The following is a 22,493-nucleotide window of genomic DNA, read 5'->3' on the forward strand; positions in this document are numbered from 1 at the left end:
ATTGGCATTAAGCTTGGATCATAGCGCCACAGAGGAATGATGAAAATAGAAAAAACGACCTTAATCAATACTTATGAACTCATTTCACTTGAAAATAGGCATGCTTCAGGGAAAATAACTTATCCGTTAGGTTCTGATGCAACAGGCATATTGAATTACACCGCAGATGGGTTTTACTTTATTCATTTAATGGCTAATAATCGTCCATTACATAAAGAAAATAACTTATTAAGTGGCACATTAGAAGAAATCAAAAGCAGTTATAGCAGCCATTTTGCATATGCTGGTACTTATCATATAGAAGGCAATGAAGTCATTCAACATGTTATCTATAGCTCACTTCCCAATTGGACAAACACAGATCAACGCCGAAAAGTAAAATGGAGCAAGGAACAATTAATATTATCAGCAAAAAGTGTATTTATTAATAATGAAATCGTTGACCCTTATGTTATTTGGCGACCTATAAGCATCAAACGAAAATAAAAGAAATTTATCATATAGACACTATTTTATTAGCGAAACATAAAATAGCCCAAACAGGGAGTATCATCCCCAAAAAAATTCAGGCAGCTTGTGCAATCAGTAAAAAAAGTCTCATTACATTTTAAACTGATAGAAGGACTGTATTATGCTGCACTACAACATTTTTTCCAAACTTTTTAAAAGCCTAATATTTTCAAATAAAGCATCATTCATCAGAAAATCCATATTGTTAATATTGATCATAATTTCCCCCTTAACCGCTCAAGCGAGTGATGTTCCAATCATCAAAACAGAGACCGTTATTATTCAATCTCAGACATCTGCGATTTACGATACGTTACTTGACTTCGATAAATATCACTTATGGAACCCTTGGTTATTTGAAGCTTCAGGCGATCCCAGTATAGGCGGTAATGTTTGGGCAAAGCTCATATTAGATGGCAAAGAAATGGAATCCAATCACACCATTATCAGCCTAGCGCATAATCAGGTTTTCTGTTGGCGAGATGAAATGTGGTATAGCTTTCTCGCCGGAGGAGAACGCTGCCGTTATTTAATACAGCAAAATAATGGTACAACACAAGTATCAGGAAGCTTTCAATTTAAAGGCTGGATTTCAGGGCTAAGTTATCTGTTATATAAAAAACAAATGCTCGATGGCATGTCCAATGAATTATTAGGGTTAAAAAAACATCTTGAACTTCAGAAATAACACAACCAATCTACACTTATACAAGGAAAAAGTATGCGACATCTATCGTTATTGCTCCCACTACTGATTATTTTATTTTCTACGACAATCAAAGCAACCACACTCGATGATTTAAAAGCCCATTCACCCAGCTCTCAAAACACATGGGCTGAACAGTGGTTTTATAATGTTGCCGTTCCCGATGTTGGCTATTTTAAAATTAGTTTTCAAACTTATATTGCTCCAGATTTTGAAAACCCCGAACCTAAAGCCTATATCCACCTTGCATTCACCCCCATTGAAGGTTCAACAACAAAATATGATTTATTCCTAGATGAGGTTATTTTAGCTCACCCTGATGGTTCTGATGAGTTTTATTATGAGGTACCAGGTGTCATCATAGCCGATAAGAATAACATTGATATTAATCATGAAAATTTCCAATTCAGCCTAAATTGGAATGGAGAGCACCATCATTATTGGCATGGTCTAAATCCTGGGCAAACGCCTTTTGGCATCATCCCCGAACTACCTGGAGTCGGTGGAAAATGGTTCTTATACACAGTCGGTACCCCCATTGAATACAGCTTTGATGATGGCAATCAATTCTTATCAGGTTCAGGTTATGCTCAAGTTGATAAAGGATGGTACGATAAAGAGTCCAGTAGTGGCATGATGTATACTATGGGCTTATCTGATGAACTTTATTACATGTTTACAGGGGCTGTTTTTGGTGATTCAACCATAGAAATGTGGGCTGGGCGTTATATATCCGAAAAATATGACCTCATCTTTCATCCCGCTTTTAATAACTTATCAGTAAAACGAGAGATAGATGCTTGCTCAGGTCATTTGAAAGTTGAATTAAATAAAATTGGTTACAAATTGATTATGGAAGCCAATGCTGATATCCACAGCTTTTACCCACTGAACTTTCCATCTGTTATTATATTTGGTGGGGAACAAAGATATATGAAAACGATGCAAGCCAATGTCAATTTTGACTTGTATCATCTAGGACAATTAAAAGAAAATATTCATTTACCCCAAGCATTGCTTGAGTTTAGTGGGCCATTTGCTTGTGACGATATCTTTTAAACAATCAATAAAAGAAACAGTAAGCTTATCAGTAACCAGTACTGTTTCTTTTATCCTTTCTATTTAGGCGCAATCATCACCATTGCAAGCATTTAATTTATCCTGTTGTTTACGATCTTCTTCTAATACCTGAGTCAAATCTTCCAGCCTCTGCTTAAAAGCCACGCCATAACTTTGATCGTCTCCCCATAAATGAGACAGGCTTTCTAGAGAATCTTCATCATATTGTTTGAATAATTCCCCCGCACGTTTTGATGCAGTCTCACTATTTCCTAACATCTGTAAAGCATCCACACCTAAATGAATTGCAGAATCAAAGGTTTCTCGCCTAAAATCCGTAACGCCTAAACGAATTAACTCATAGGCATGGCGTCTATCTGTAGCCCTAGCGGCTAACTTCAAGTGAGGAAAGTATTTTTGGCACAATTCAATGATATTAAGCGTTTTAGCGGGATCGTCAATGGCAATCACTAATAACTGTGCATCAGCCGCACCCGATGCCGCTAACAAATCGAAGCGCGCCGCATCACCATAAAACACTTTAGATCCAAATCGGCGAACCATTTCAATTTGAGTTGGACTATGATCTAATATAGAAACTTGATAACCCTGAGTTTTTAATAATCGACTCACCACTTGACCAAAACGTCCATAACCTGCAACAATTACATTTTTACTGGCTTCAATTTGATCAGGCCCATCAAATTCATCTTTTAATGATTGATCACGCTTTTCAAAAAATTCATACCCAAGTAATAAAATAGGCGCCAATAACATCGATATTGCAACAACCAATGTTGTTAAATGCACTTGTTCGGGAGATAAGATAGATAAACTGCCAGTTAGTGATAATAAAACAAAAGCAAACTCACCTCCTTGTGCTAAAGCCAGAGTAAAAAGCAGCTTTTGCTTATTCTCCAATTTAAAAACACTACCTAAAACAAAAAGTACACCAGCTTTAACAACAATTAATGCAATAACACATGTCAAAACGAGTAAAAAATACTCAAACAACAGTGAAAAATCAATGGATGCGCCTACCGTGATAAAAAATAATCCCAACAACAAGCCTTTGAAAGGCTCAATATCCGCTTCAAGTTCGTGCCTAAATTCACTTTCAGCCAATACTACGCCAGCGAGAAAAGTTCCAAGAGCGGGGGATAAGCCAATTTTTTGCATCAAAAGCGCAATTGCGATAACCAAAAACAAGGCGAAAACAGTAAATATTTCTCTTAAACGTGTTTCCGCAATATAACGAAATACAGGTCCCGCAATAAATTTTCCAAAGAAAACAATTAACGCAATCACCATCAGAGACATCAGAACTTGAAAAATTATCGGAAAGCCATCAATTAAACTTTCAGTATGTTTAATTGTCCCAGAATCACCAAGTGCTAGCAAAGGTAACAAGGCAAGGATAGGGATCACTGCAATATCTTGGAATAATAAAACTGAAAAACTATTTTGCCCAGCTTCTTGTTTAATCCAACCTTTTTCAGTAAGAGTTTGTAAGACAATGGCTGTAGACGACAAAGCTAACATTAACCCGATAGCCAATGAGGCTTGCCAAGATAACAATAAAAAATAAAAACAAACAATGAAAATAACCAGTGTGCTTAAGCCAAGCTGTAACCCACCAAGCCCAATAATTGAACGCCGTAATTTCCATAGTCGACTGGGCTGCAATTCTAATCCAACGAGAAAAAGCATCATCACAACGCCAAACTCAGCAAAATGCATGACTTCAGTTTGATCGCCAACTAAACTCAAAAAAAAAGGACCAATCAAAATCCCCGCTAACAAATAACCCAGCACAGAACCTAACCCTAAACGTTTAGCGATTGGTACCGCTACAATCGCAGCAGCTAAATAGACAACTGATAGTTCTAACATTTGATCCCCAAGAAATGATTATTCAATACGAAACAGCATACCACTTTCAGTTTACACTGAATTTAGATATTAATAGTTAATTTAATTAGAAATTTAAAATAGAAGGGAGAATCAACAAAACAGTAGGTACATATTCTGACACAGATTAAGAAAAACCATTAATCAAAGAAAAAATCTCAGCCACAACCCTCAATAAGCTAAAGGATAAAATGTACAACTAAAAATAGAGTAATACTATTCAGTATCTTAATCTACAATCGATTGAGACTGTAAAAAATGATATAAATCCTCAAGGTTATCACTTTCAAAAATAATTTCGCTGTCTTCATCATGAAACACATCGGGATACTCTTCAACATATCCATCGTCAATCGAAGAATACTCCCCAAGATGATTAACACTTAGCACAGTATAATAAGGAGTACTCCACTCATCGATACTCGAAGAAGCATGGAAATCTACTTGTAATGTTAAATAAGCATTTTCAGTGCAGAAAGTATATTGAGAAAAAACATCCTCATTTGAGGAATAAGGAAGAGATAATAAAGTTGAGTTAATACTCTTCTGTCCATAGCGATCTTTATATTCAAGCATAGTCATCCCTCCAACCAACATATTAATAAAGTATTATCAATATAAAAAATCCATATTTACATAAAAATCAATTAGATAGATTAGAATGTAATGTTATCCACTATTAGGCTTCATGTTTTCTAAGACTTGAAAAGGCACTAAAAAGCGATAGAGTCCCTCAACTGATTCACTTTCAAATACAATTTCAGTTGTTTCATCATGAACAATTTCAGGTAAATTATCTGTACCTATATTTTTAGCTGTTCGTACAACATATCGAGGAAAATCGTTTACACGCTGCTCTTTTTCAAGAGGGTTCACCCACAATACTAAGTATTCTCCTGATTTAATTCGGCTATCACAGTAAAATAAAAAACTGGGACTATCATCAACATTCCAACTTTTGTCATGCAAAAAAGGAAAATCTGACAGTTCAAATCCTAAATCAAAACCTCTTCCGAATTCATCCTGAAATTGATACATATAAACCTCAGCGCTGAATGTTGTGAAAGCCAATTTATCCGTAACATTCTTTATAGGAACCAAAATAGGATAAAAACCTAACCATGATTCTACTCCCCATTATCATGGATTACGCCTATTCTATTAGAACAATTAGTTTCCCTCAAATAACCTCAGGTTATACGCACGTTTATCTACAATAGCCTAACTCTCTTAAAAGAAAGGCTGTCATAAATGAACAACGCCTCTTTTTAACCGTGTTTAATTAACCTGCTTTTAAATTGTCTAACATTTGGAAAGGAGCTAAAAATCGATACAGCGCACTGATATCTTCACTAGAAAATAAAATCTTACTATTTTCATCGTGTGCAATTTCAGGGACTTCTTGAGAACCAAAATTAGTTGCAGTTAAAACAGAGTAACGGGGAAAATTACAATTTCTCATCGAAGTATCTTTATGTTCAACCCACAATAAAAGGTATTCTTTCTCGTTCGGCTCTAGAGCATGAAAAACAAAACTAGGACACTCATCAAGATGAAAGCTTAAATCTTCTAAAAAAGGAAACATAGCAATGTCAAAACCTAAATCAAAATCTTGGCCAAATTCTTGTTGGTATATATGCATAACGACCCCACTCAAACCGCCAGCTAAATCTCCTTATTCTCTTATGACGATGCAATAATATGAATAAAATAAAGGCGTTTTAATTAAAACGCGACGATAAAATAATTTGTTACAAATCCATAGTACTATGCATTTGATTAAAATTCGCCCTATTTTTAGAACTTTTAAAAATATTAAATGTATTTATTATTTTAATTTGAAATATATGAATTTACTGAAAATACAACTTTATCTTTTTATTCAACTTGTTAATTGCAAATTACACCATAAGTGAGACGGAAGATATAAAAACAAAACTCATTCTTCATTTTAGACAATTGATATTTTACAGACTAGATTTAAAGGTTAAACAAATTATTGATATAATGTGAACCTGTTGAGTCATGAAACTATTGAAATTCCATTAAATATCTACACACTTCATTGCTTGACTCACTTTCAAACAATAAAGGGCTCGCTTCATCAAGTTCAAAATCAGCACCAACCAAATCAGTAACTCTTGCTTTTAAAACAGTATAACGCGCATTTTTTTTAAAACGTAATTCAACCCTACCATAGTCAACCCATAGTACTTGATAGCACCATTGACCTGAGGGTTCTAAATGACCAAAGATAAAACTTGGGCATCTATCTCTTTGTCTACTTTTATCAAATAAAAAAGGAAAAATAGCCAAATCAAAGCCCAAATCAAAATCAAACCCAAACTCTTTTTGATATCGATACATAGCCAACCTCAATACTGACAACACAGCATCTCCATTTTACGCCGCTCATAGAAACCTTAAAAGCACTATTTCAATAATAAGTTAGACAGAACCCTAATCAAAATATCACTATATATGAAGATCTGATATAACAGCTCACATAGTCTATATTTCCATAACCATTAAAATAACATCTTCAAGTATTACGGGTATACTATCCTTATCTTTCTTTATCAGTGAGATAAAAATGTTAGACAAAAACAGGTTATCACCATCCATCACCTCCCAAACTGAAATTCAAAAGTTTAACGAATTAGCAAATGAATGGCGCGATCCAAATGGAAAATTCAAACATGTACATAGCTTTAATCAAACGAGATTAACCAACATACGATCGGCAATATCCTCACACTTTGATCGCGATCCAAACCAAGATCATTCCCTTAAAGGGATCAACATACTTGATATTGGTTGTGGTGCAGGGTTACTTGCAGAACCATTAGCCTCTTCAGGTGCGACAGTCACAGGGATCGATGCAAGTGCAATGAATATTGCTATTGCTAAACAACATTCTGAAACAAATAAAATATCAATAAACTATCTACATTGCTTAGCTGAAGAACTGCTTAACCAAGAAAAAAATAGCCTGGTACAGAAAAAGTATGATGTCATTCTAAATACAGAAGTTATTGAGCATGTGACGAATAAAAATAAGCTTATTGATACTTGTTGCCAATTATTAAATTCTGAAGGATTACTGATTATGGCCACATTAAATCGAACATTGAAATCCTATTTTATAGCCATTCTAGGTGCTGAATACATTATGCGTTATCTGCCTATAGGTACACATAACTGGAAGCATTTTGTTAAGCCTGAAGAAATAATAGAACGATTAAAAACCCATCAGCTTACCCCTCTCTATACACAAGGGATGAGTTTGAACCCTTTTACACAACAATGGTATACCCATCAAAATACCAAAGTGAATTATCTTCTCTATGCTACAAAGAAGAATGCTAAAAAACAGTCATAGCCTACTAGAAATATTTCACATATCATCTTCTCTACTAGTCATATTAAGACAGGAAACACAGTGTCAAAAATAGATATTCTCGTCGGCTCAACCTTAGGAAGCTCCGAGTACGTTGCCGATGAAATAGCATCAAAGCTCACTTCATTAGGCCATGAGATCCAAATAAATTTAACCCCAAATAGATCAGAGCTCATGCCTAACTCGATCTGGTTTATCGTATCCTCCACTCATGGGGCGGGCGATCTCCCAGATAATATCCAGCCTTTCTTTGACGAGATCGAGCATAACAAACCCGATCTTAGCAACCAAAAGTTCATTATTTGTGCTATTGGTGATTCAAGTTATGACACCTTTTGTCATGGGCCGGCGAAACTCAATTCCTTGCTAGCAGAGCGCTCAGCAAAAGCCTGTGTGGATAAGATCGAAATTGACATTCAACGGGATCCCATTCCAGAGGAAGCGGCGATATCTTGGTTAAACCGATGGTGCGATCAACTTTAAGATCGAATAATCCCGATCGCTATCAGATCAGTGCACAAGTTAGATCCACCTTATCCACAAGATGTTTTGTTTTTGTATATTTATGTGGATAAGGTATTATTTTATCCCATTACAACTCTGTATTATTCAAGGCGTGATCACCTACAAGATCATGCCTGTGGATAAATATGCGATCTATCCCCAAGTTATATTCAGTTTGATCCCGATCTGATCACAGGATCGCTTTTTCTTTAACCATTGAATAAAAAAAGAAAAATGGATTATCCACAGATTTTTACGATCCTAATAATAACCATAATAAGAGATCTATATAAAGATCTTAAGATCTATTAAGCGATCGCACTAGATCAAAACAAATGAAATAGATCGTTCACCTTCTGTCGATCCAATGCTAAAATACTCCGCTCGAAATAAATTCAGTCTTTTACCAATTGAAGGTTATTTAATGCTTTTTCATGAACGCTTTGATGTGATCGTTATAGGTGGTGGTCATGCTGGCACAGAAGCCGCTTTAGCTTCTGCTAGAATGGGATCAAAAACCCTACTTCTTACCCACAATATTGATACATTAGGACAAATGTCCTGTAATCCCGCTATTGGTGGAATTGGTAAAGGGCATCTAGTGAAAGAAATTGATGCTTTAGGTGGTGCAATGGCAACAGCTACTGACTTTGCTGGCATTCAATTTAGAACATTAAATTCAAGTAAAGGACCGGCCGTACGAGCGACACGGGCACAAGCCGATAGAAATCTTTACCGACAAAAAATACAAAATATTTTACAAAATCAACCTAATTTACGTATTTTTCAACAAGCCGTCGATGATTTAGTTGTCGAAAATGAAAAAGTGATTGGTGTTATCACTCAAATGGGATTGGCGTTTGAAGCACCTGCCGTCATATTAACCGCAGGGACTTTCCTTGGTGGTAAAATTCATATTGGACTTGAAAATTACAGTGGTGGTCGAGCAGGAGATCCTCCTGCTATCACCCTTGCTCATCGACTACGTGAATTGCCTATTCGAGTAGGTCGTTTAAAAACGGGCACACCACCTAGAATTGATGCCAACAGCATTAATTTTGATCTCATGTCTGAACAAAAAGGTGACGATCCGCTACCTGTTATGTCTTTTTTAGGTCATGTAGAACAACACCCAGAACAAGTATCTTGCCATATTACTCATACCAATGAGCAAACCCATGAGATCATTCGTGGAGGCTTAGATCGGAGCCCTATGTATTCAGGTGTTATTGAAGGTATTGGCCCACGATATTGCCCGTCGATTGAAGATAAAGTGCATCGCTTTGCCGATAAAAACTCTCACCAGATCTTCATTGAGCCAGAAGGGTTAAATACTAATGAGATCTATCCCAATGGGATCTCAACCAGTTTACCTTTTGATGTTCAATTAAATTTAGTACGATCGATCAAAGGGATGGAGCAAGCTCAGATCATTCGGCCTGGCTATGCGATCGAATATGATTATTTTGATCCGCGGGATCTTAAAAATTCTTTAGAAACTAAATCCATCAGTGGGTTGTTTTTCGCTGGTCAGATTAATGGAACAACGGGTTACGAAGAAGCTGGAGCTCAAGGTTTGCTGGCTGGGATGAATGCATCACTGCAGGTTCAAGGTAAGACATCATGGTCTCCTAGGCGCGATGAAGCCTATTTAGGCGTACTTGTTGATGACTTATCTACATTAGGCACTAAAGAACCTTATCGAATGTTTACGAGTCGAGCGGAATATCGTTTGTTGTTACGTGAAGACAATGCGGATCTGCGCTTAACCGAAAAAGGCCGTGAGCTAGGTTTAGTTGATGATCATCGTTGGGCAAAGTTTAACGAAAAACAAGAAGCAATAGAATCTGAATTACAACGTCTTCGCAGTCAATGGGTTCATCCTAATTCACCGTTGGTTGATGTATTGAATCCAAAACTCAATACACCTATTGCTAGAGAAGCCTCTTTTGAAGAATTATTAAGACGTCCTGAAATGGACTATCCTAAATTAATGGGACTTGAAGGTTTTGGGCCTGGCCTTGCAAATAAACAAGCTGCTGAACAAGTTCAAATACAAGTTAAATACTCGGGTTATATTCAGCGTCAGCAGGATGAAATCGATAAAGCCATTCGCCATGAAAAAACGGGATTACCATTAGACTTGGATTACCAAGAAGTGCCTGGTTTATCAAATGAAGTTATTGCTAAGATGAATCAGCATAAGCCTGAAACCATAGGTCAAGCTTCTCGCATTTCAGGTATGACACCTGCTGCAATCTCAATTTTATTAGTGCATTTGAAAAAACGGGGCCTTTTAAGAAAAAGTGCGTAATAAAAAGACATATTAAGTAAATATATTGGAGGAGCTGCGTGCTCCTCCTTATATTTATAGAGCAATGGTAGTAAACTGAGCGTCTTAAAATGGATTAATCAGTGTGTTCTTTGAGGGTGTTTCTGTGTTATCAACACAATTAGATGATTATTTGGCGGCCATGGGCCTAGTTGCAACATCAAAGCAAAAACAACAACTAATTGATTTTGTTGCTATGCTACATAAATGGAATAAAGCCTATAATTTAACGGCTATTCGTGATCCTGAGCAAATGCTAATTAAACATATTATGGATAGTTTGGCGGTATCGACTCATTTGCAAGGGCAACGTTTCATTGATGTGGGCACAGGACCTGGTTTACCCGGGATCCCGTTGGCTATTCTCAATCCTGATAAGGAATTTGTGTTACTGGATAGTTTAGGGAAACGTATTCGTTTTCAAAAACAGGTTCAGTTTGATTTAGGCATTCATAATATCAGTTCTGTTGAAAGTCGAGTTGAAGCGTATCAGGTAGAAGAAAAATTTGATGGGGTATTAAGTCGTGCTTTTGCATCGATTCAAGATATGTTGCATTGGTGTGAGCATCTACCTTCAGATACGGGCTGTTTTTATGCGCTAAAAGGCCAGTTATCGACGGAAGAAATGGAAAATTTACCTAATGGCTTTGAAATCACCGATGTGATTGAATTATCTATTCCTAACTTAGATGAACAAAGGCATTTACTCCGTGTCGTTAAGCAAAAAGCACCTGTGGTGTAATTGAGTAGTTGCAATCTTCGGCCGCATCAAGCAATTTGTCAGTATAATTGTGCAAAAATACGACAAGTTAATAGTCTGTTGTTGGACGATGCAAAAAGATAGGATGAAATTTTGGGAAAAGTGATTGCCGTAGCCAACCAGAAAGGCGGTGTTGGAAAAACTACAACATGCGTTAATTTATCGGCGTCATTAGCGGCGACGAAACGGCGAGTCTTATTGATTGATCTCGATCCGCAAGGTAATGCGACCATGGGCAGTGGTATTGATAAATACGAAGTTGAACATACTGCTTATGATTTACTGGTGGATGAAAAACCCTTTAGTGAAGTGGTATGTCGAGAAACTACTGGTCAATATGATTTAATCGCTGGAAATGGCGATGTGACCGCCGCAGAAGTCAAGCTGATGAATTTTTTTGCAAGAGAGATCCGGCTTCGTAATGCGTTGGCGCCGATTAAAGATGAATACGACTTTATTTTTATTGATTGCCCACCGTCACTCAATATGTTGACCGTTAATGCCATGTCTGCTGCTGATTCTGTCATTGTCCCTATGCAATGTGAATATTATGCGCTTGAAGGGATAACATCGTTAAAAGAAACTATTGATCAGCTCAGTAGTATGGTCAATCCAGGTCTGCATATTGAAGGGATATTACGCACTATGTACGACCCGCGTAATCGTTTGTCTACTGATGTATCCGATCAGTTAAAACAACATTTTGGTGAAAAAGTTTACCACACAGTTATTCCTCGCAATGTCCGTTTGGCCGAAGCTCCGAGTTTTGGCACTCCTGCCATGTATTATGAAAAATCCAGCGCTGGAGCAAAGGCTTATCTTGCTTTGGCGGGAGAAATTATTCGTCGTGCCGATGATCAAGCGAGCAATAAGCAAGCTTAAGGGAATACTATGACACAAAAAAAAAGAGGTTTAGGTAAGGGACTTGATGCATTATTAAGTACCAGTAAAGGTGCTAAACAACAAGACAATACCGAATTAGCTGTCGATCGAGAACATGATGATAAAGTGATTAATACATCACAAGGGACTTTGATTGACTTAGATGTGGATTTATTATCACCCGGTCAATACCAACCAAGAAAAGATATGTCGCCTGAAGCCTTGGAAGAGTTAGCTAAATCGATTGCTAATCAAGGTATTATTCAGCCTATCGTAGTGAGAAAGGTCTCTGCAACAGGTTATGAAATCATTGCAGGTGAGCGGCGCTGGCGAGCGGCTCAATTAGCTGAGTTATCCAGTATCCCTTGTCTTGTTAAGCAAGTCGCCGATGAAGCGGCCATGTCTATTGCGCTTATTGAAAATATTCAACGAGAAGATTTGAATGCCATGGAAGAAGCGATGGCATTGCATCGATTGTTACATGAGTTTGAGTTAACTCATCAACAAATTGCTGATGCGGTCGGTAAATCTCGTGCAACAGTCTCCAATTTACTGAGATTAAATAGTTTGAATGATGCGGTTAAAAAAATGTTGGAGTATGGTGATATTGATATGGGTCATGCTCGTGCCTTATTAGCGATAGAGGGGGATGAGCAAACAATTTTAGCCAGATTAGTCGTTTCTAAAGAATTAACCGTGCGAGAAACGGAACGATTAGTGAACAAAACCCTGACTCCAAGTGAAAAAGTGGAAAAACCGAGTAAAGATCACGATGTTTACCGCTTAGAAAATCAATTAATCGAGCGCTTAGGTGCGAAAGTATCAATCTCGCATAATAAAAAAGGTAAAGGAAAATTGGTAATAAATTACCAAGATTTAGCAGAACTCGATGGAATTATCGAGAAAATTGGCTAAAAAGGCCAAGTTAAAGCAATATTATGTAACTTTGTAACAATTGTTAATCTTATCATTTCGGACTTTTGACATGGATCACGTTAAAAGTCTCCAATTTTATTCAGTTAAACTTGCTTTGAAGTGCCGAAACGGTATACTTTCGCAAGCTTTTTGTACGTCAGGTTTACACGAATGTATATCATTCGGTTTTCGATAACAAAAAGTACTAATGCGGAGGAGGTAAATTGAGTAAGATTTTAGCGCGTCGTGGCCGGCGATCAGCCTATAAATTGGTGATGATGCAGGCGGCGGTAGCTGTAACTGCTTCTATTTTCTTTTTCGCGATGTGGGGAGCCCAGTTTGGTTATTCTGCGTTAGCAGGTGCTGCCATTGCTGTGCTTCCTAATTTTGTATTCGCAACCCTCGCTTTTTCCCATACGGGAGCGAGTGCGTCAGCAAAGGTCATTAAGACTTTTTACTGGGGGGAAGCGGTAAAGATGCTGTTAACAATTGTCATGTTTTCGTTGGTGTTTATTTATATGGAGGTGGTTTTTATGCCCCTTTTTGTTTGTTACACACTGGCGTTAATTGTACATTGGGCAGCTCCTTTATATTTCAAGCAAAGTTAAGTGGGATGAATCATGTCTGCATCTGCAACCGGTGATGTAACACCGCAGGGCTATATCCAGCATCATTTGACTAACCTATCGGTTGGTGAAGGATTCTGGACATGGCATATTGATTCGTTGCTCTTTTCGGTTGGTCTTGGCGTTTTGTTTTTATGGATATTTCGTAGCGTTGGAAAAAAAGCGACAACAGGCGTTCCCGGTAAACTTCAATGTTTTATTGAGATGATTGTTGAATTCGTTGACAGCAGCGTGAAAGAAACTTTCCATGGTCGCAATCCTGTCATCGCACCGCTAGCGTTAACAATTTTCGTGTGGATTTTCTTAATGAATCTCATGGATATGGTACCCGTGGATTGGATACCATCCTTGGCCGCAGCAGCGGGCATTCCATACATGAAGATTGTACCTAGCACTGACGTAAACATTACTTTCAGCTTAGGCTTAGGTGTGTTTGTGCTGGTTGTGTATTACAGCATTAAAGTCAAAGGTGTGACAGGTTTTGTAAAAGAGCTGACGTTACAGCCCTTTAACCACTGGGCAATGATACCCGTCAACTTGTTACTTGAGTCGGTTACTCTGATTGCGAAGCCAATTTCACTGGCATTGCGTTTGTTTGGTAACTTGTACGCAGGTGAGTTGATTTTCATCCTTATTGCGCTCATGTATAGCGCCAATTGGGCGATAGCTTCACTAGGTGTAGGTCTACAACTAGCGTGGTTAATCTTCCATATTTTGGTGATTACATTGCAAGCGTTTATCTTCATGATGTTGACCATTGTTTATTTAAGCATGGCGCATGAAGATCACTAAGGGTAGTTGAAGATTTTTTTAAACTAAATCAATTAACTAAATAACGATTTAGAATACTGGAGATAGAGATGGAAACTGTATTAGGCATGACAGCTATTGCTGTTGCTCTGTTGATTGGTATGGGTGCTTTAGGTACTGCTATCGGTTTCGGCCTTTTAGGTGGCAAGTTCTTAGAAGGCGCTGCGCGTCAACCAGAAATGGCGCCTATGCTACAAGTTAAAATGTTCATTGTTGCAGGTCTATTGGATGCTGTAACTATGATCGGTGTGGGTATTGCACTATACATGTTATTTACTAACCCATTGGGTGCAATGCTGTAATAAACGCTTCTGTCTTTAATCTAAATAGGAGGCTGTTGTGAATTTCAACGCTACCCTAATCGGTCAGACGGTCGCCTTTATTATCTTCGTGTGGTTCTGCATGAAGTTTGTTTGGCCCCCTTTGATGAATGCCATCGAAGAGCGCCAAAAAAGGATTGCCGGCGGTTTAGCTGACGCAGACCGCGCAGCAAAAGACCTAGAGTTGGCGCAGGCGAAAGCCACCGACCAACTAAAAGAAGCTAAAGCTAAAGCTAATGAAATAATTGAGCAAGCGAACAAACGCAAAGCTCAAATTGTTGACGAAGCTAAAGCCGAAGCAGACGCTGAGCGCGCTAATATTATCGCTCAGGGTAAAGCAGAAATTGAAGCTGAACGTAATCGCGTGAAAGAGGATCTGCGTAAGCAGGTTGCTTCTTTGGTTATCACTGGTACCGAGAAGATCCTTGAACGTTCGATTGATGAAGCCGCCCATAGCGACATAGTTAATAAACTTGTCGCCGAAATTTGATAAGGGAGTTGAGTTATGGCTGAATTAACCACCATTGCTCGTCCTTACGCAAAGGCTGCTTTTGATTTTGCGGTTGAGAAAGATGCAGTGGAAAGTTGGGCAGAAATGCTGAATTTTATGGCTTTGGTGAGTGAAAACGAATCAATGCATCCATTGCTGACTGGCGCTTTGTCCAGTCATAAGCTTGCAGAACTCTTTATTGGAGTTTGTGGTGAGCAACTCAATGAGCAAGGTCAAAACCTAGTCAGGGTAATGGCTGAAAACGGTCGTTTAGAAACACTGCCTGCTGTCTATCAACAATATGTTGAATTGCGTAACGAATGGGCGAAGGAAATAGAAGCAAATGTTGTTTCTGCCACAGAGCTGAGTTCGACGCAACGACAGGAGATCAGTGTTTCTTTAGAGAAACGTCTCGCACGCAAAGTTAAGCTGAATTGCAGCATAGACACCACGCTTATCGCGGGTGTGATCATTCATGCAGGAGACCTTGTCATTGATGGCTCGGTTCGCGGTAAAGTATCGCGTCTGTCTGATAAGCTGCAGTCGTAATTGGGAGTTTGAGCATGCAACTGAATTCCACGGAAATCAGCGATCTGATTAAACAGCGGATCGAGCAGTTTGAAGTCGTTAGTGAAGCTCGCAACGAAGGTACTATCGTTGCAGTAAGTGACGGCATCATCCGCATCAACGGCCTAGCCGATGTGATGCAGGGTGAGATGATTGAACTGCCAGGTAACCGTTTTGCTATCGCGTTGAATCTTGAACGCGACAGTGTCGGTGCCGTCGTAATGGGCCCTTATGCCACATTGGCAGAGGGTGACAAAGTTAAAACTACTGGTCGTATTCTTGAAGTACCAGTGGGTCGTGGTCTACTGGGCCGTGTCGTTAATACCTTAGGTGAGCCTATCGATGGAAAAGGACCTGTTGATCATGACGGTTTCTCTCCAGTTGAAGTGATAGCACCAGGTGTTATTGAGCGTAAGTCAGTATCACAACCTGTTCAAACAGGTTATAAAACCGTTGATGCCATGATCCCAATTGGTCGTGGACAACGTGAATTGGTCATTGGTGACCGTCAAACAGGTAAAACTGCGTTGGCGATTGATGCCATTATCAATCAGAAAGATTCTGGCATTAAATGTGTGTACGTTGCTGTTGGGCAAAAAGCCTCAACGATTGCTAACGTGGTACGCAAGCTGGAAGAGCATGGTGCATTAGCCAACACGATTGTTGTTGTTGCGACTGCATCAGAAGCGGCTGCATTGCAGTTCTTGGCGCCATATTCTGGTTGTTCAATGGGTGAATACTTCCGCGACCGCGGTGAAGATGCGTTAATCGTATATGATGATTTGTCTAAGCAAGCTGTTGCTTATCGTCAAATTTCATTGCTATTGAAGCGTCCACCAGGACGTGAAGCTTATCCTGGTGATGTTTTCTATCTACATTCTCGTTTACTTGAGCGTGCATCACGCGTAAACGAAGCGTATGTAGAGAAATTCACTAACGGTGAAGTAAAAGGTCAAACCGGTTCACTAACCGCGCTGCCGATTATTGAAACCCAAGCAGGTGACGTTTCAGCATTCGTACCGACTAACGTAATTTCAATTACAGATGGTCAAATCTTCCTTGAAACAGATTTGTTTAACTCAGGACTACGTCCGGCGGTTAACCCAGGTATTTCTGTTTCACGTGTTGGTGGTGCGGCGCAGAGTAAGATCATTAAGAAACTGTCTGGTGGTATTCGTACCGCACTTGCACAGTATCGAGAGCTTGCGGCCTTCTCACAATTTGCATCTGATCTTGATGATGCAACACGTGCTCAATTAGAGCATGGTGAGCGTGTTACCGAATTAATGAAGCAAAAGCAATATGCGCCTATGAGTATCGCTTGTCAGGCTGTGTCTATTTTCGCAGCTGAGAAAGGTTACCTACAAAGCGTTGAGCTGAATAAAGTCATTGATTTTGAGGCATCTTTGCTCTCGTTCATGAACAGCGAGTATGCTGACCTAATGAAGAACATCAACGAAACTGGCAACTATAATGCCGACATCGAAGGTGAACTGAAGGCTGGCCTCGACAAGTTCGTAGCAACCCAAACCTGGTAATGACAAATGAGGTGTCTAAGACACCTCTGGTCCAGATTGGAGAGTAAAGATGGCCGGCGCTAAAGAGATTAAAAGTAAGATCGCGAGTGTTCAAAACACTCAGAAGATCACTTCCGCCATGGAAATGGTGGCAGCCAGCAAAATGCGCAAAGCGCAAGATCGCATGGCTGCGAGTCGTCCATATGCGGAAACCATGCGTAAGGTGATTGGTCACGTCGCGCAAGGCTCTCTCGAGTATAAACACCCCTATTTAGAGGTGAGAGAAGCTAAGCGGGTTGGTTACATTGTTGTGTCAACCGACCGTGGTCTTTGTGGTGGTCTGAACGTTAACCTTTTTAAAAAGGTAATGGCAGACATGAAAAGCTGGCAAGAGCAAGATGCAGAATTTGATTTCTGCCCTATCGGTGCTCGTAGTGTACAGTTTTTCAAAAGCTTTGGTGGCAACGTATTGGCCCAAGCATCGGCGTTAGGTGATTCACCTAAACTGGATGACTTGATTGGTACCGTGCGTGTCATGTTAGAAGCTTACAACGAAGGCAAACTGGATCGTTTGTACATTGTATTTAACAAATTTGTGAATACCATGTCTCAAACGCCTGTGATCGAGCAGCTACTACCTTTGCCTAAGTCTGAAGAAGATGAGCATGCTCATCATTGGGATTACATCTACGAGCCAGATCCAAAAGCACTTTTGGACACATTATTGGTTCGATATGTGGAGTCTCAAGTCTATCAAGGTGTTGTCGAAAATGTTGCGTCTGAACAAGCTGCCCGTATGGTAGCGATGAAGGCAGCAACCGATAATGCTGGTGATATGATCAGTGATTTGCAACTGGTTTATAACAAGGCTCGACAAGCTGCGATTACGCAAGAATTGTCGGAAATTGTGTCAGGTGCAGCTGCGGTTTAGGCTAGGTAACGAATACAAGTTTTAGAGGATTAATCATGAGCACAGGTACTGTTGTCCAAGTGATTGGCGCGGTTGTGGACGTTGAGTTTCCACAAGATGCCGTACCTCAGGTATACGACGCTCTAAGAATTATTGGCGAAAGCCCATGTAAAGGCTTGGTGCTGGAAGTTCAGCAGCAACTTGGTGGCGGCGTAGTCCGTGCCATTGCCATGGGTACATCCGATGGTTTGAGTCGTGGTATCGAGGTAGAAAACTCAGGTTCACCAATTTCAGTTCCGGTTGGGGATGCAACCCTTGGCCGTATCATGAACGTATTGGGTGAGCCTATCGATGAAGCGGGTCCAATTGGTGAAAAAGATCGTTATATCATTCACCGTGAGGCGCCTTCATACGAAGATCAGTCAAGCACCACTGAACTTTTAGAAACCGGTATCAAGGTTATTGACCTTGTTTGTCCGTTTGCTAAAGGTGGTAAAGTCGGTCTGTTTGGTGGTGCGGGTGTTGGTAAAACAGTTAACATGATGGAACTGATTAACAACATCGCTAAAGCACACTCAGGTTTATCAGTCTTCGCTGGTGTAGGTGAGCGTACTCGTGAGGGTAACGATTTCTACTACGAGATGGAAGATTCTGGTGTACTCGACAAAGTCGCCATGGTTTATGGCCAAATGAACGAGCCGCCAGGAAACCGTCTACGTGTGGCACTGTCTGGTTTAACCATGGCTGAGAAGTTCCGTGACGAAGGTCGTGACGTATTATTATTTGTTGATAATATTTACCGTTATACCCTTGCCGGTACAGAAGTATCAGCACTGCTAGGGCGTATGCCTTCAGCGGTAGGTTATCAGCCAACATTGGCAGAGGAGATGGGTGTTCTTCAAGAGCGTATTACATCGACTAAAACAGGGTCAATTACCTCTGTTCAAGCCGTTTACGTTCCTGCGGATGATTTAACCGATCCATCACCTGCAACGACATTTGCTCACTTAGATGCGACTGTAGTATTGTCACGTCAAATTGCCTCTTTGGGTATTTACCCTGCGGTTGACCCATTGGATTCGACGTCACGTCAATTAGATCCTTTGGTTGTTGGTCAAGAGCATTATGACATTGCAAACGGTGTTCAAACCGTACTACAACGTTATAAAGAACTAAAAGACATCATCGCCATTCTGGGTATGGATGAATTATCTGATGAAGATAAGACAACCGTAGCACGTGCCCGTAAGATTGAGCGTTTCTTGTCTCAGCCATTCTTTGTTGCTGAAATATTTACTGGTTCTCCAGGTAAGTACGTTTCACTTAAAGACACTATTCGTGGCTTTAAAGGTCTATTGGAAGGTGAATTTGATCACATTCCAGAGCAAGCGTTCTACATGGTTGGCTCTATCGACGAAGCTGTCGAAAAAGCTAATAAAAAGTAACTCGCCTTGGGCCAGTTTAACAGCAAACAGGGTGATGGCATGACAATACGACTTGATGTTGTAAGTGCAGAAAGCAGCATCTTTGGGGATCAGGTACTGAGTTTACAAGTAACTGGCGCCGAAGGTGAACTAGGTATTAAGTTAGGTCATGCACCTTTGCTGACAAGCATTAGACCTGGCATGGTACGTATCGCTAGGCTCGATAGTAAAGAAGATGTGTTTTATCTTTCAGGCGGTTTGCTTGAAGTTCAACCGACTTCTGTTGCTATCATGGCTGATGTGGTCATGCGTGCTGATGAGATCGACGAAAAAGCAGCTGAAGAAGCCAAGCGTCATGCAGAGGCCTCTATGGCCAAAGCGGGTGCTGACTTCGATTACGCTGCGGCAGCAAAAGAGCTTGCGCAAGCAGTCGCTCAATTGCGCGTCGTTGAGACCATCAAGAAAAACCTAGGTAAATAAGGTTATTCTTCACTGACGATGTTTGATATAGCAGTGTGATTTACCTGCTTAAAAAAAGGCGCCTAATGGTGCCTTTTTTGTTTTTTCAATTTATTTCTTATTGTTGTCTTATTCGCATAAAAAAGGTGTGTTGTTCATAACCTCTATTTTTGTTATTGGCTTGAGTAATGCTTATCTTGTAATATTTATCGCTGTCAGTCGTCTTTGAGGGAGCAGTTGTGCAAGTGGAATGTAATTGGGTACAGTTAGGTGACTTTACGTTAGATATACATCAGCAAGTGCTCTATCTTGATGAGTCTGAATTATCTGTTGAGCCCAAAGTGCTTGAGCTTTTATTATACCTCTATCAATGTCGCCAAGGATATGTGACCCTTAAAGCGCTACATGAGAATGTGTGGTCAGACAGAGTCGTTTCAGATACTGCGGTTCGCAGCGCCATTAAAAAACTGCGTACATTGTTTAATGATACCGATCTTAATGCGCCAAAATACATAAAATCAGTCCCTAAGCGTGGCTACAAGCTAATATGTGTTATTACGCTTCTGCATGATAAGTCACATACTCAAACACCATCAAACAATGCCGATAGGCTCTTACAAGCGCCTACGAGTACTCAAAAAAGGCCATGGCAGCTTGGGTATTATATTGCGTTAAGTTTAGTGTTACTGATGATCAGTTTATCGATTATTGGCGCAAAACAGCTCATCGATAATAGTTTAGACACTGCAAAGGTGGTGGTGTTGAGCTCGGTATCATCGTTTCCCGCAGAAAAACTGACCTTTGAAGTGAGCAGTGATGATCATTATATCGCCTTTACTGGAAAGCTCGCCAGTGAACAAGATAATCAAGTTTATTTACTTAATAAGCAAAGTGGGCATGTTCGCCAGCTGACTTATGATGCTAAAAATGCCACCTTCTTAACGTTTGTCCGCGATAATACTCAGATTATTTATACAGATCTCATTGCAGGTAACAGTGCACTACAAAAAATATCACTTAATGAGGAAGGGCTAACTGCCACCGCTTTACTCACAGGTTTTCATTTTATTGGTGATGTGCATATTGGATTAAATGAAAATGAAGTGATTGTATTATTGGCACAAAAAGCGAGTGATACCCCCATGTATTATCGCTTAAATATTGACAATTCAGCATTGAATTTGTTGTTATCGACCAATAATACTGGGGAAGATTTTGCTATGGCCAAACTCTCTCCTGATAAACAAAAAATTGCGGCAATAAAGGAATTGAATAATAAGCAAGTTGAGCTTAGTGTTATCGATCTTGCGTCGAAAAAACAGATTTTTCAAAGGGTCTTGCTGCACTCCACACCTGCATTAGATTGGAAAAACGATACTGAACTATTGCTTCTTTATCCTAATCAATTGGTCTTGCTAGATTTGATTACTCAAATTGAAAAGGTCATTTATACTGATGATACCAGTCAGTTTTCATGGCTCAGTGCAGGCCCTAATAAATTAACTTTGCTGCAGCAAGATTTATCTCAGCAAAATCGTTTTTATGTTGAAGAAGATTTCAATGCCAAGTGTGATAAGCCATGTTATCACCCCCATTTTTTGGACATGGGCAGCGAAGTGAGTTCGGTGTTTTATGCCGATGAGCAGCATAAATGGATCACCAGTAAGATAGCGGGCAGCAATGAGCTGGCATTATACGATGATGAAACCGGTGACAAAGTCATTTTTTTCAATGGTCCTGAAAGAATTGAGATCCAGCACTACTCCCCGGTATCCTCTGCTTTATTGGTTAAAATAGGCAATAGATTGGCTATGTTAACAATGAAAGATAAACAGACCATTAGCCCGAAAGCCCTGAAAAAAAGCGAGCAGCAAGCGAGTATCCATTATTTAACGGCACAACATCAGGTGGTGAGTGATGCAATCTTTTCTGTGTTTGAAAAAGGGCGCTATGTATTTTATGGTGAGCGGATCGGAGGGCGCTGGCAAATACAACAATTAGATTTAAATACCATGCAAACTAAGCCATTTATGTCAGATTATCGTTCCATTCGATTAACGAACAAAGGGTACGTATTAGCCAATGAATCTGGTTGGTTATTTGTGATGTCACAAGATAAGACTGGAATGATGCCACTTAATCAACAAATTAATTTTGATGTCATTACACGTTGGTATGTGAAAGGCTCAAAAGTGGTTTGGAGTGATTTCGATTATCGCTTTAGTTACATTCATATCTTTGATCTACTGAGTAAGCAACACAAAACCCGCCAAGCGCGCTTTTATCATTTATTCCCGCGTATCACCTTATCTTCTGTGGATAATAAATTTATCTATCGTTCCAAATCCATTCAACGTAATGAAATTAAAGAGTTTATTTTTTAGTTGTTCA

The 22,493-nt window shown here is 39.6% G+C and carries 24 protein-coding genes; 19 read left to right on the forward strand and 5 right to left on the reverse strand.

What is annotated here, in order from left to right:
• The first annotated feature begins 39 nt into the window (after nt 1–39).
• From Q0779_RS07160 to Q0779_RS07170, 3 genes are all read left to right on the forward strand, one after another.
• On the forward strand, nt 40–486 hold the full coding sequence (locus Q0779_RS07160; RefSeq protein WP_298771022.1) for a lipocalin-like domain-containing protein: 447 nt from the start codon (nt 40–42) through the stop codon (nt 484–486).
• Nucleotides 487–712: 226 nt separating this feature from the next.
• Nucleotides 713–1,198: a hypothetical protein gene (locus Q0779_RS07165; protein WP_298771024.1), complete on the forward strand. Its 486-nt coding sequence runs from the start codon at nt 713–715 to the stop codon at nt 1,196–1,198.
• A gap of 33 nt (nt 1,199–1,231) precedes the next feature.
• Nucleotides 1,232–2,275, forward strand: coding sequence for a hypothetical protein (locus Q0779_RS07170; RefSeq protein WP_298771026.1), 1,044 nt, complete (start codon nt 1,232–1,234; stop codon nt 2,273–2,275).
• A 63-nt stretch (nt 2,276–2,338) separates the two neighbouring features.
• Here the strand turns inward: Q0779_RS07170 and Q0779_RS07175 are convergent, their stop codons facing one another.
• The 5 genes from Q0779_RS07175 to Q0779_RS07195 form a co-directional block, all read right to left on the reverse strand.
• Nucleotides 2,339–4,168, reverse strand: a complete 1,830-nt coding sequence (locus Q0779_RS07175; protein ID WP_298771028.1) for a monovalent cation:proton antiporter-2 (CPA2) family protein — start codon at nt 4,166–4,168, stop codon at nt 2,339–2,341.
• Between the two features lie 246 nt (nt 4,169–4,414).
• Complete coding sequence (locus tag Q0779_RS07180) at nt 4,415–4,762, reverse strand: hypothetical protein (protein WP_298771030.1); 348 nt, start codon at nt 4,760–4,762, stop codon at nt 4,415–4,417.
• Between the two features lie 93 nt (nt 4,763–4,855).
• A complete protein-coding gene (locus Q0779_RS07185; protein ID WP_298771032.1) occupies nt 4,856–5,224 on the reverse strand; it encodes a hypothetical protein in 369 nt (122 codons plus the stop codon).
• 244 nt (nt 5,225–5,468) lie between these two features.
• Nucleotides 5,469–5,828, reverse strand: a complete 360-nt coding sequence (locus tag Q0779_RS07190) for a hypothetical protein (RefSeq protein WP_298771034.1) — start codon at nt 5,826–5,828, stop codon at nt 5,469–5,471.
• A 389-nt stretch (nt 5,829–6,217) separates the two neighbouring features.
• Complete coding sequence (locus Q0779_RS07195; protein WP_298771036.1) at nt 6,218–6,577, reverse strand: hypothetical protein; 360 nt, start codon at nt 6,575–6,577, stop codon at nt 6,218–6,220.
• A 202-nt stretch (nt 6,578–6,779) separates the two neighbouring features.
• Here Q0779_RS07195 and ubiG point away from each other — a divergent pair, with 202 nt between their 5' ends.
• The 16 genes from ubiG (at nt 6,780) to Q0779_RS07275 (ending at nt 22,486) form a co-directional block, all read left to right on the forward strand.
• Nucleotides 6,780–7,568, forward strand: a complete 789-nt coding sequence (gene ubiG / locus Q0779_RS07200) for a bifunctional 2-polyprenyl-6-hydroxyphenol methylase/3-demethylubiquinol 3-O-methyltransferase UbiG (protein WP_298771037.1) — start codon at nt 6,780–6,782, stop codon at nt 7,566–7,568.
• Nucleotides 7,569–7,628: 60 nt separating this feature from the next.
• On the forward strand, nt 7,629–8,069 hold the full coding sequence (mioC, locus tag Q0779_RS07205; RefSeq protein ID WP_298771039.1) for an FMN-binding protein MioC: 441 nt from the start codon (nt 7,629–7,631) through the stop codon (nt 8,067–8,069).
• Between the two features lie 445 nt (nt 8,070–8,514).
• Nucleotides 8,515–10,404, forward strand: coding sequence for a tRNA uridine-5-carboxymethylaminomethyl(34) synthesis enzyme MnmG (mnmG, locus tag Q0779_RS07210; RefSeq protein WP_298771041.1), 1,890 nt, complete (start codon nt 8,515–8,517; stop codon nt 10,402–10,404).
• 124 nt (nt 10,405–10,528) lie between these two features.
• Complete coding sequence (gene rsmG / locus Q0779_RS07215; protein WP_298771045.1) at nt 10,529–11,164, forward strand: 16S rRNA (guanine(527)-N(7))-methyltransferase RsmG; 636 nt, start codon at nt 10,529–10,531, stop codon at nt 11,162–11,164.
• 111 nt (nt 11,165–11,275) lie between these two features.
• Nucleotides 11,276–12,064 carry a ParA family protein gene (locus Q0779_RS07220; RefSeq protein ID WP_298771047.1) on the forward strand — a complete coding sequence of 263 codons (789 nt, stop codon included), beginning with the start codon at nt 11,276–11,278 and terminating at the stop codon, nt 12,062–12,064.
• 9 nt (nt 12,065–12,073) lie between these two features.
• Entirely contained in the window at nt 12,074–12,979 is a 906-nt protein-coding gene (locus Q0779_RS07225; RefSeq protein ID WP_298771049.1) for a ParB/RepB/Spo0J family partition protein, read from the forward strand.
• A 224-nt stretch (nt 12,980–13,203) separates the two neighbouring features.
• The gene (locus Q0779_RS07230) at nt 13,204–13,587 is read left to right on the forward strand and encodes an ATP synthase subunit I (RefSeq protein WP_298771050.1); all 384 of its coding nucleotides are present in this window, start codon (nt 13,204–13,206) and stop codon (nt 13,585–13,587) included.
• 12 nt (nt 13,588–13,599) lie between these two features.
• Entirely contained in the window at nt 13,600–14,397 is a 798-nt protein-coding gene (gene atpB / locus Q0779_RS07235) for a F0F1 ATP synthase subunit A (RefSeq protein ID WP_298771052.1), read from the forward strand.
• Nucleotides 14,398–14,465: 68 nt separating this feature from the next.
• Entirely contained in the window at nt 14,466–14,717 is a 252-nt protein-coding gene (gene atpE, locus Q0779_RS07240; RefSeq protein ID WP_028773422.1) for a F0F1 ATP synthase subunit C, read from the forward strand.
• A gap of 37 nt (nt 14,718–14,754) precedes the next feature.
• Nucleotides 14,755–15,225: a F0F1 ATP synthase subunit B gene (gene atpF / locus Q0779_RS07245; RefSeq protein ID WP_298771063.1), complete on the forward strand. Its 471-nt coding sequence runs from the start codon at nt 14,755–14,757 to the stop codon at nt 15,223–15,225.
• A 15-nt stretch (nt 15,226–15,240) separates the two neighbouring features.
• Complete coding sequence (gene atpH / locus Q0779_RS07250; protein ID WP_298771065.1) at nt 15,241–15,774, forward strand: F0F1 ATP synthase subunit delta; 534 nt, start codon at nt 15,241–15,243, stop codon at nt 15,772–15,774.
• Between the two features lie 14 nt (nt 15,775–15,788).
• The gene (atpA, locus tag Q0779_RS07255; RefSeq protein WP_298771067.1) at nt 15,789–17,330 is read left to right on the forward strand and encodes a F0F1 ATP synthase subunit alpha; all 1,542 of its coding nucleotides are present in this window, start codon (nt 15,789–15,791) and stop codon (nt 17,328–17,330) included.
• Nucleotides 17,331–17,379: 49 nt separating this feature from the next.
• Nucleotides 17,380–18,240, forward strand: a complete 861-nt coding sequence (atpG, locus tag Q0779_RS07260) for a F0F1 ATP synthase subunit gamma (protein ID WP_298771069.1) — start codon at nt 17,380–17,382, stop codon at nt 18,238–18,240.
• 35 nt (nt 18,241–18,275) lie between these two features.
• Entirely contained in the window at nt 18,276–19,664 is a 1,389-nt protein-coding gene (gene atpD / locus Q0779_RS07265; protein WP_298771072.1) for a F0F1 ATP synthase subunit beta, read from the forward strand.
• Nucleotides 19,665–19,703: 39 nt separating this feature from the next.
• Complete coding sequence (locus tag Q0779_RS07270; RefSeq protein WP_298771074.1) at nt 19,704–20,123, forward strand: F0F1 ATP synthase subunit epsilon; 420 nt, start codon at nt 19,704–19,706, stop codon at nt 20,121–20,123.
• A gap of 218 nt (nt 20,124–20,341) precedes the next feature.
• Nucleotides 20,342–22,486 (forward strand): winged helix-turn-helix domain-containing protein, encoded by a 2,145-nt coding sequence (locus Q0779_RS07275; protein WP_298771076.1) that lies wholly within the window; start codon nt 20,342–20,344, stop codon nt 22,484–22,486.
• The last annotated feature ends 7 nt before the right edge of the window (nt 22,487–22,493 follow it).

This window comes from uncultured Shewanella sp. (assembly GCF_947491715.1).
Taxonomy (GTDB): Bacteria; Pseudomonadota; Gammaproteobacteria; order Enterobacterales; family Shewanellaceae; genus Shewanella.

Excerpts from the sequence above, each read along its gene's own strand:
- Q0779_RS07160 (WP_298771022.1), top strand. The coding sequence starts at position 40 with ATGAAAATAGAAAAAACGACCTTAATCAATACTTATGAACTCATTTCA.
- Q0779_RS07170 (WP_298771026.1), top strand. The coding sequence starts at position 1,232 with ATGCGACATCTATCGTTATTGCTCCCACTACTGATTATTTTATTTTCT.
- Q0779_RS07175 (WP_298771028.1), bottom strand. The coding sequence starts at position 4,168 with ATGTTAGAACTATCAGTTGTCTATTTAGCTGCTGCGATTGTAGCGGTA.
- Q0779_RS07180 (WP_298771030.1), bottom strand. The coding sequence starts at position 4,762 with ATGCTTGAATATAAAGATCGCTATGGACAGAAGAGTATTAACTCAACT.
- Q0779_RS07185 (WP_298771032.1), bottom strand. The coding sequence starts at position 5,224 with ATGTATCAATTTCAGGATGAATTCGGAAGAGGTTTTGATTTAGGATTT.
- Q0779_RS07190 (WP_298771034.1), bottom strand. The coding sequence starts at position 5,828 with ATGCATATATACCAACAAGAATTTGGCCAAGATTTTGATTTAGGTTTT.
- ubiG (WP_298771037.1), top strand. The coding sequence starts at position 6,780 with ATGTTAGACAAAAACAGGTTATCACCATCCATCACCTCCCAAACTGAA.
- mnmG (WP_298771041.1), top strand. The coding sequence starts at position 8,515 with ATGCTTTTTCATGAACGCTTTGATGTGATCGTTATAGGTGGTGGTCAT.
- Q0779_RS07225 (WP_298771049.1), top strand. The coding sequence starts at position 12,074 with ATGACACAAAAAAAAAGAGGTTTAGGTAAGGGACTTGATGCATTATTA.
- atpB (WP_298771052.1), top strand. The coding sequence starts at position 13,600 with ATGTCTGCATCTGCAACCGGTGATGTAACACCGCAGGGCTATATCCAG.
- atpE (WP_028773422.1), top strand. The coding sequence starts at position 14,466 with ATGGAAACTGTATTAGGCATGACAGCTATTGCTGTTGCTCTGTTGATT.
- atpH (WP_298771065.1), top strand. The coding sequence starts at position 15,241 with ATGGCTGAATTAACCACCATTGCTCGTCCTTACGCAAAGGCTGCTTTT.
- atpA (WP_298771067.1), top strand. The coding sequence starts at position 15,789 with ATGCAACTGAATTCCACGGAAATCAGCGATCTGATTAAACAGCGGATC.
- atpG (WP_298771069.1), top strand. The coding sequence starts at position 17,380 with ATGGCCGGCGCTAAAGAGATTAAAAGTAAGATCGCGAGTGTTCAAAAC.
- atpD (WP_298771072.1), top strand. The coding sequence starts at position 18,276 with ATGAGCACAGGTACTGTTGTCCAAGTGATTGGCGCGGTTGTGGACGTT.
- Q0779_RS07270 (WP_298771074.1), top strand. The coding sequence starts at position 19,704 with ATGACAATACGACTTGATGTTGTAAGTGCAGAAAGCAGCATCTTTGGG.